This is a genomic window from Pedomonas sp., from assembly GCF_036515995.1.
GTDB lineage: Bacteria > Pseudomonadota > Alphaproteobacteria > Sphingomonadales > Sphingomonadaceae > Pedomonas.
The window spans coordinates 1-7,490 of record NZ_DATBUP010000041.1 but is presented as its reverse complement, the minus strand read 5'-3'; the positions used below and the strand labels follow the sequence as shown (position 1 = coordinate 7,490).

9 protein-coding genes are annotated in these 7,490 nt (G+C 66.0%); 8 read left to right on the top strand and 1 reads right to left on the bottom strand.

From position 1 onward, the window contains the following. The first annotated feature begins 224 nt into the window (after positions 1-224). The 5 genes from VIG90_RS03485 (at position 225) to VIG90_RS03465 (ending at position 4,454) form a co-directional block, all read left to right on the top strand. Positions 225-719: a UPF0262 family protein gene (locus VIG90_RS03485; protein ID WP_331592049.1), complete on the top strand. Its 495-nt coding sequence runs from the start codon at positions 225-227 to the stop codon at positions 717-719. A gap of 278 nt (positions 720-997) precedes the next feature. After that, on the top strand, positions 998-1,825 hold the full coding sequence (locus VIG90_RS03480; protein ID WP_331592048.1) for a methyltransferase domain-containing protein: 828 nt from the start codon (positions 998-1,000) through the stop codon (positions 1,823-1,825). A gap of 189 nt (positions 1,826-2,014) precedes the next feature. Continuing rightward, a complete protein-coding gene (dcd, locus tag VIG90_RS03475) occupies positions 2,015-2,569 on the top strand; it encodes a dCTP deaminase (RefSeq protein WP_331592047.1) in 555 nt (184 codons plus the stop codon). 80 nt (positions 2,570-2,649) lie between these two features. Further along, the gene (gene murA, locus VIG90_RS03470; protein ID WP_331592046.1) at positions 2,650-3,933 is read left to right on the top strand and encodes a UDP-N-acetylglucosamine 1-carboxyvinyltransferase; all 1,284 of its coding nucleotides are present in this window, start codon (positions 2,650-2,652) and stop codon (positions 3,931-3,933) included. Between the two features lie 92 nt (positions 3,934-4,025). Further along, positions 4,026-4,454, top strand: coding sequence for a DUF2948 family protein (locus tag VIG90_RS03465; RefSeq protein WP_331592045.1), 429 nt, complete (start codon positions 4,026-4,028; stop codon positions 4,452-4,454). A 111-nt stretch (positions 4,455-4,565) separates the two neighbouring features. Here VIG90_RS03465 and VIG90_RS03460 read toward each other — a convergent pair whose 3' ends face one another. Continuing rightward, on the bottom strand, positions 4,566-5,153 hold the full coding sequence (locus VIG90_RS03460; protein ID WP_331592044.1) for an HNH endonuclease: 588 nt from the start codon (positions 5,151-5,153) through the stop codon (positions 4,566-4,568). Between the two features lie 333 nt (positions 5,154-5,486). Between VIG90_RS03460 and VIG90_RS03455 the strand changes: the two genes are divergently transcribed. From VIG90_RS03455 to VIG90_RS03445, 3 genes are all read left to right on the top strand, one after another. Beyond that, entirely contained in the window at positions 5,487-5,972 is a 486-nt protein-coding gene (locus VIG90_RS03455; protein ID WP_331592043.1) for an HPP family protein, read from the top strand. 288 nt (positions 5,973-6,260) lie between these two features. After that, positions 6,261-7,178, top strand: a complete 918-nt coding sequence (gluQRS, locus tag VIG90_RS03450; protein WP_331592042.1) for a tRNA glutamyl-Q(34) synthetase GluQRS — start codon at positions 6,261-6,263, stop codon at positions 7,176-7,178. A 104-nt stretch (positions 7,179-7,282) separates the two neighbouring features. Beyond that, positions 7,283-7,490 (top strand): HIG1 domain-containing protein (locus VIG90_RS03445; RefSeq protein WP_331592041.1); only part of this gene is annotated, 208 nt, incomplete at its 3' end.

Here is a 7,490-nt window from a genome sequence, read left to right as displayed (position 1 = left end):
AGGACGACACCGCCGTGATTCGGATTCATGCCCTACGCGCCTGGTCGCTGGTACACGGCCTCAGCCTCCTTGTGCTTGACGGTCAGGTGGCGGCGGAAGGCGAGGAACTGGAGCGGCTGATCGCGGCGGTCCTGACCCCCGACAGCCTGCTGGCCGGCCCCTGAGGCGGACCGGTTGATTTTCAGCGTAATGGTCAGGCCCGAAAATCTGCTATGCAGGCGTTGATGACGCGCGCGCAAACCACACAACGGATTATCTCGGTCGACCTCGACGAGCGCACGATCCTGTGGCGCAATGCCGACGTGGAGCAGGAGCGCCGCGTCGCCATCTTCGATCTGCTCGAAGGCAACCACTTCGAGCCGCGCACCGAGTACCCGGATGGGTACAAGGGACCCTACAAGCTGCTCATGCGCGTAGAGGAGGGCCGTCTCGCACTCGATATCTCCAACGAGGAGGGCGCGCGGCTGGAGACGGTGGTGGTGCCCATGAGTCCATTCCGGCGCGTCATCCGCGAGTATTTCGCCATCTGCGAGAGCTACTATCAGGCGATTCGCAACGCGTCCCCCAGTCAGATCGAGGCCATCGACATGGGACGGCGGGGCATTCACAACCATGCCGCCGAACTGCTGATGGATCGGCTGTCCGACAAGCTGGACGTTGATTTCGAGACCGCCCGCCGCCTGTTCACCCTCATCTGCGTGCTGCACATTCGCGGCTGACCTGCGCCCTTGTGCCGGTGCCTGTATCTATGCCTGTACCTGTACCTGCGCCTGAGCGCGTGCAGCGCTCCGCCGCCCGGCCGCATGTTCTTCTCCGGATTTGGGTTTTCGACGGTTCAACGCACCCGCGCACGACAAAAATCCATCCCATGCGTTAGCCCCCATATCCGGGTAAGCTCTCTGACTTGAGCCGGAGGCGGCGCAGCGTGCGCGCCTCTGCCATTTGATCCGCCCGGATGCGCCTTCGAGATGACCCTGTTGAGACCAAGGGGGGAGCCATGACGCCGACCAGCGAGCAGGACTATATTCTCGGCACGCACGACGCGGAGGTGGAGCGCCTGGGCCTTCAGCATCAGGTCTGGCGCGCCCGGGCCCTGGACGCCTGGCGTCGCGCCGGTTTTACGCGCGGGCACCGATTGCTCGACGTGGGCGCGGGGCCGGGATACGCCGCCTTCGACCTTGCGGATCTGGTCGGGCCCGAGGGGCAGGTGTGTGCCATCGAGCGTTCCGAGCGGTTCGTCACGGTGCTGCGCGAGCGGGCCCGACGCTGCGGCTACGGGAACATCGCCGCCCATTGCCAGGATGTCTCCATCGACGGCCTGCCGGTGGAGGATGGCTCCATGGACGGCGCATGGTGCCGCTGGATCTTCGCGTTCCTGCGCCAGCCCCTGCAACTGCTGGAAGGGATAGCGGACGCCCTCCGGCCGGGCGGCGCGCTCGTCATCCATGAATACCTCGACTACCGCACCTGGCGGCTCGCGCCCCGCTCTGCCTTGCTGGAGAAGTTCGTTGCCGAGGTCATGGGCAGCTGGCGGGACGACGGCGGCGAGCCAGACATAGCGCTCGATCTCCCCGGCTGGCTGGAGGAGGCGGGCTTCGAGCTGCGCGAGCTGCGCCCGGTCATCGACATCATCCGCCCGTCCAGCTTCGTGTGGCAGTGGCCCGCCAGCTTCATCGACGTCAACCTGCGGCGGCTGGTGGATCTGGGCCGCATCGCCCCCGCGCTGGCGGACGAGATCAGCGCCGATTTTCAGGAGCGCAGCGGTGAGCCCTCGACCCTGATGATCACCCCGACGGTGCTGGAGATCATCGCCGTGCGCCGATAGCGCAGGGGCGGGTGCAGGTGCGCGGCACCTGGGCAGATGGCGGGGCGTGAGCGGCGAATCGCCGAATTGATGCCCGCTGTTGCCTTGTCGGCTCCCGCCTGAGCGGCTAGAACGCGAAACGCCTCCGTGAAAGCGGAGCTCCGCCATTTCGATGCTGCGTTTACCTGCCGCAAGGGGAACTGTCCGCCCATGTCCTTGATGTCCGATCGCTGGATCCGTGAAAAGGCTCTCAACGAGGGAATGATCGAACCCTTCGTCGACCGTCAGGAGCGGAACGACTGCATCTCCTACGGCCTGTCGTCCTACGGTTACGATGCCCGGGTGGCGGACGAGTTCAAGATCTTCACCAACGTGGACAACGCGGTGGTGGACCCGAAGGACTTCTCCCCCCATTCCTTCGTGGACCGCAAGCAGGACGTCTGCATCATCCCGCCCAACTCCTTCGTGCTGGCGCGTACGGTGGAGTATTTCCGCATCCCGCGCGATGTGCTGGTGATCTGCCTTGGCAAGTCCACCTATGCCCGCTGCGGCATCATCGTGAACGTTACCCCGCTCGAGCCGGGCTGGGAGGGTCACGTGACGCTGGAATTCTCCAACACCACGCCGCTGCCCGCCAAGGTCTATGCCAACGAGGGCGCGTGCCAGTTCCTGTTCCTGCAGGGCAACGAGCCGTGCGAGGTTTCCTACGCGGACCGAGCCGGCAAGTACCAGGGCCAGCGCGGCGTCACCCTGCCGCGCCTCTAGGGGCCATCTCCAGCGTGCCTTCCAGTGCGCGCTGAAGCATTTGTTGTGAAGTAGAAGAGCCGCCGGATTAGGAACAGCTCATGGACAAGATCATCATTCGCGGCGGCAAACCGCTGAGCGGGCGCATTCCCATCTCGGGAGCCAAGAACGCGGCGCTGACGCTGCTGCCGGCGGCCATCCTGACCGAAGAGCCGCTGACCCTGCGCAACCTGCCGCGTCTGGCGGACATCGACACCTTCACCCACCTGCTCAACCAGCACGGCGTGTCGATGATCCTGGAGGGCTCTCGCCCCGAGGAATTCGGCCGGGTGATGACCCTGAAGGCCAGCCGCATCACCAGCACGGTCGCGCCTTATGACATCGTGCGCCGCATGCGCGCCTCCGTCCTCGTGCTGGGTCCGCTGCTGGCCCGCTGCGGCGAGGCGACCGTCTCCCTGCCCGGTGGCTGCGCCATCGGCACCCGCCCCATCGACCTGCATCTGAAGGGCCTCGAGGCGCTGGGCGCGAAGATCGAGCTTGCCCAGGGCTACGTAAAGGCGATGGCGCCGGATGGCCTGAAGGGCGGCGTGGTGCGTTTCCCGTTCGTATCGGTGGGTGCGACGGAGAACATCCTGATGGCGGCCACGCTGGCCGATGGCGAGACCATTATCGAGAATGCGGCGCGCGAGCCCGAGATCGTCGATCTGGCCAACTGCCTGACCGCCATGGGAGCCGAGATCGAGGGCGTGGGCACCGAGCGCATCGTCGTGAAGGGCAAGACCCGCCTGCATGGCGCCACCTATGCGGTCATGGCGGATCGCATCGAGGCGGGGTCCTACGCCTGTGCGGCGGCCATCACCGGGGGTGAGCTGGAACTGGTGGGCATCAATGCCGATACCATGGGCTCGGTCATTCAGGCGTTCGAGGAGGCCGGTGTCTCCATCACCGCCAGCCGCAACAGCCTGCGGGTTGCCCGCAGCAACGGCGGCCTGAAGGGCATCTCCGTCACCACCGCCCCCTATCCGGGCTTTCCGACCGACATGCAGGCCCAGTTCATGGCCATGCTGGCGCTGGCGGACGGCGCGAGCGTGCTGACCGAGACGATTTTCGAGAACCGCTACATGCACGTGCCGGAACTTGCCCGCATGGGAGCCGATATTCAGGTGCGGGGGCGTTCGGCCTTCGTGCGCGGTGCAGAGTTTCTGACCGGCGCGCCGGTCATGGCGACGGACCTGCGCGCTTCCATGAGCCTGGTGATCGCCGGGCTGGCGGCGCGCGGCGAGACCACGGTCAGCCGTATCTACCATCTTGACCGGGGCTATGAACGGCTGGAGGAAAAGCTCTCTGCCGTCGGCGCCGATATCGAGCGGGTGAGCGCCGGCTGACGACGGTGCCATGGGGCGCGGGCCCTGCGTGCAGGCCCAAGGCCGCGCCCCGGGCACAGCTCAAGGTTGACGCGGGTAAAGGAGGCGAGCGCATGTCGAAACCACTCCGACTTCTGGCTCAGGACAGCGACGACGTCCCCGTTATCTCTGCCTTGGTGCAGGACGCGGTGGTGCGGCCGTCCGAGGTCTGCCTCGACCAGAAGCATCGCCGCTTCGTGCTGCTGATGAACCGTTTCCAGTGGGAAGAGGCGGCGACGGAGCCGCGCCGTGTGCGCACCGCCCTGCGCATCGAAGGCGTGATGAAGGCGGCCCGCAAGGGTTGGCCTGCCGCCGCCGATCAGGACGCGGTCCTCGAGCTGCTCGCCGTGACCGTGACACCGGGAGAGGATGGCGCTGCTACCCTCGATCTCGACTTCGCCGGGCCTGCCGCCGTGCGCCTGGAAGTGGAATGCGTCGAGATCGCGCTTGAAGACCTGACCGACTCCTGGCCCGCCCGCGCCAAGCCGGTTCACAAGGCGTAGTCAGTTGATTGCCTGACCTTCCGTCTGCCCGACTCTCTGTCCGGCTGAAGGTGCTCTTTTGCAGGGGGCTTTGGTCTCCTGCACCCCCGCTGTTTCAGCGGCCGCTGCCGGCTACGCCTCCAGCTCGGTATCCCAGTAGAGGTAGTCCCGCCAGGTTTTGTGAAGGAACCGGGGCGGGAAGGCGCGCCCGTTCTGCTGGAGCTGGAAGGTTGTCGGCTGGTGCGGCTTGATGTGGGGATGCATGCCCGCCTCAGCCGGCGTGCGTCCGCCCTTGCGCAGGTTGCAGGGAGCGCAGGCGGTGGTCACGTTCTCCCAGGTGGTGCGGCCGCCGTGGGACCGGGGCACCACGTGGTCGAAAGTCAGGTCTTCGCCCGCGCCGCAGTAGGTGCAGGCGAAGCGGTCACGCAGGAACAGGTTGAACCGGGTGAAGGCCGGGTAGCGTGCCGGCTTCACATACTGCTTGAGGCTGATGACCGAGGGCAGCCTCATGGTGAAGCTGGGAGAATGAACCTCGCGGTCATACTCCGCCACGATGTTCACCCGCTCCAGAAACACGGCCTTGAGGGCCGTTTGCCAATCCCACAGGCTCAAGGGGTAGTAGGAGAGGGGTGTGCAGTCCGCGTTCAGGACCAGCGCGGGACACTGCTCCAGCTTCGGGAGGACGGGCTCCGGCTTCGGCAGAACGGCAGGGTGGTACATTGAGGGTTCGCTTTCGCTTTCTGCTAGGAAAGCGACCGCGACCGATCGGACTTGTCGCACTCAAGCCGGCCGACGGGGCCGCTCGACAGTTGGTTCCGCAACGACACGAGTTCTACCACACCTCGTGCTGCAGCATAATGACATGACATGATCTGGTATCGTCAAGTCTATGAATGCGTAACGATCTGCCCGGACCCCAAGAAATCTCGAGGATATTTCGCCCCCACCCGCCGAATGTTTGGGCTGCGGATAGTTTTTCTCTGTTGTGCTCCGATTGGCCATGGGGCATGGGCCACGATCCGGAACGACAACAGCCCCAGGTAGTGTGCTTTCGTGCGTCACTATGTAGCCCGTCATCAGCCCAAGGCTCACCCCCGCCATGCCATCATGGCCGGAGTCGGCGGCATTCTCGGCATCGGCCTCGTTGCGGCGATCAGCGTCTACTCGGGAAACCCGCTCCTCATCGCTCCGTTCGGGGCGAGCGCCGTGCTGCTGTTCTCCACCCATGACAGCCCGCTGTCCCAGCCCGCCAACGTGGTGGGCGGGCACTTCATCGGCGCGCTGGTCGGGCTGGCGCTGCACGCCCTGCTGCCGGGAGCCTGGTGGGCGGCAGCGCTGGGCGTGGGGCTGGCGATCACCCTCATGGCCTTCCTGCGCCTGACGCACCCGCCGGCAGGGGGCAACCCGCTGGTGGTGTTCGCCTCCGACCCCAGCTTCGGCTTCCTGTTCGCGCCGGTGCTGCTGGGCTCGGTCTGCCTGGTGGCGACGGCCTGCCTGTACCACCGGCTGACCCGCGTCGCCTACCCGCGCCGGGCGTAGAGCTCCGGCCGGGCAGGGAAGCACCCCACCGCGCAGGCGGTTTTTATCACAATGAGAAAGAGCGAAGCGCCACGCGACAAAACTGGGTGTTGCTGACACCGGGTTACGCCTTCACGCCACGCTCACCACTTTCCATACCGTATGTTCTTCTTTTATTCCTGATCGTTTCGGCCGTCAATAGGAAAAAAACAATAACAATGATTTAATTCCTCCGACCGAACTCTATTGGGTCACAGCCCCTCGATCGGCCTCTTCCACGCGGGTCCGCGCCGGTCTAGGGTCACGGCCATGTCTGCGCCCACCGCTTCCGCTCCCGGCACGCCGCCTCACGGCACGTCTCCCCACGGCACCGCTTCCGTCCTCACCCGGTTCGCGCCGTCTCCCACCGGGCGGCTGCACCTGGGCCATGCCTACTCGGCCCTGCTGAACGCCCGCTTCGCAGAGCAGCACGGCGGGCGGTTCCTCCTGCGCATCGAGGACATCGACGGCACCCGCTGCCGTCCCGAGCTCATCGAGGGCATCTTCGAGGATCTGGACTGGCTCGGCCTCAACTGGGAAACGCCGGTGCGCCGCCAGAGCGAGCACATGGCCGATTACAGCGCGGCGCTTGACCGGCTCTCCGCCATGGGCCTGCTTTATCCCTGCTTCTGCACCCGGAAGGACATCGCGGCCGAGGTCGCCCGCTCCGGCGCGGCCCCTCACGGGCCCGACGGCCCGCTCTACCCGGGCCTGTGCAAGCATTTGTCGGAAGACGAGCGGCAGGCCCGCATCCGGTCCGGCGCGGCCTATGCCCTGCGCCTGCACACGGACCGGGCCCTCACGCAGACCGGCCCGCTGGTCTGGCACGATGCGCAGGCAGGGGAAATCACCGCTGATCCCCTCAGCCTGGGCGACGTGGTGCTGGCCCGCAAGGAAACCCCCACCAGCTATCATCTGGCCGTGACGGTGGACGATGCGCTGCAGGGCATCACCCATATCATTCGCGGGCAGGACCTGTTTCACGCCACCCACATCCACCGGCTGCTGCAGGCCCTGCTCGGCCTGCCGACGCCCGCCTACCACCACCACCGCCTGCTGACGGACGAGACCGGCCAGCGTCTTGCCAAGCGGGCGGGCTCCCCCTCGCTGGCGGACTTGCGGGCGCAGGGGTGGACGCGCCGGGACGTCCTGCGCCGCCTGGGGCTGGAGGCCTCACTCGAGAGCTGATTTGCGGGCGCGGGAGAAAACCGTTAATCCACACGTTCGCCAATAACCTGTGCCCGTTCTGGGCTGGCGTGCCTGTTGAGTATGGCCGTTGAGGATGGAGACTTATGAACGGTTTCATGATTGTCGTGATTGTCATCGGCGCCCTGCTCACGGTGGGTGCGCTGGGTCGTGGTCTGTACCTGCTCGCCTCCGGCAAGGATCTGTCGGGCAAGAAGCAGAACCAGATGATGTGGTACCGCATTGCATTCCAGGCGCTCACCGTGCTGGCGGTGGTCATCCGCTCGGCCCGGCGCACCACGGTGCGGGCGAGAT

What these genes read in the sequence shown, in the direction of transcription:
- dcd (WP_331592047.1), top strand. Translation starts at nt 2,015, where the DNA reads ATGTCCTTGATGTCCGATCGCTGGATCCGTGAAAAGGCTCTCAACGAG.
- VIG90_RS03460 (WP_331592044.1), bottom strand. Translation starts at nt 5,153, where the DNA reads ATGTACCACCCTGCCGTTCTGCCGAAGCCGGAGCCCGTCCTCCCGAAG.
- VIG90_RS03465 (WP_331592045.1), top strand. Translation starts at nt 4,026, where the DNA reads ATGTCGAAACCACTCCGACTTCTGGCTCAGGACAGCGACGACGTCCCC.
- VIG90_RS03485 (WP_331592049.1), top strand. Translation starts at nt 225, where the DNA reads ATGACGCGCGCGCAAACCACACAACGGATTATCTCGGTCGACCTCGAC.
- gluQRS (WP_331592042.1), top strand. Translation starts at nt 6,261, where the DNA reads ATGTCTGCGCCCACCGCTTCCGCTCCCGGCACGCCGCCTCACGGCACG.
- VIG90_RS03480 (WP_331592048.1), top strand. Translation starts at nt 998, where the DNA reads ATGACGCCGACCAGCGAGCAGGACTATATTCTCGGCACGCACGACGCG.
- murA (WP_331592046.1), top strand. Translation starts at nt 2,650, where the DNA reads ATGGACAAGATCATCATTCGCGGCGGCAAACCGCTGAGCGGGCGCATT.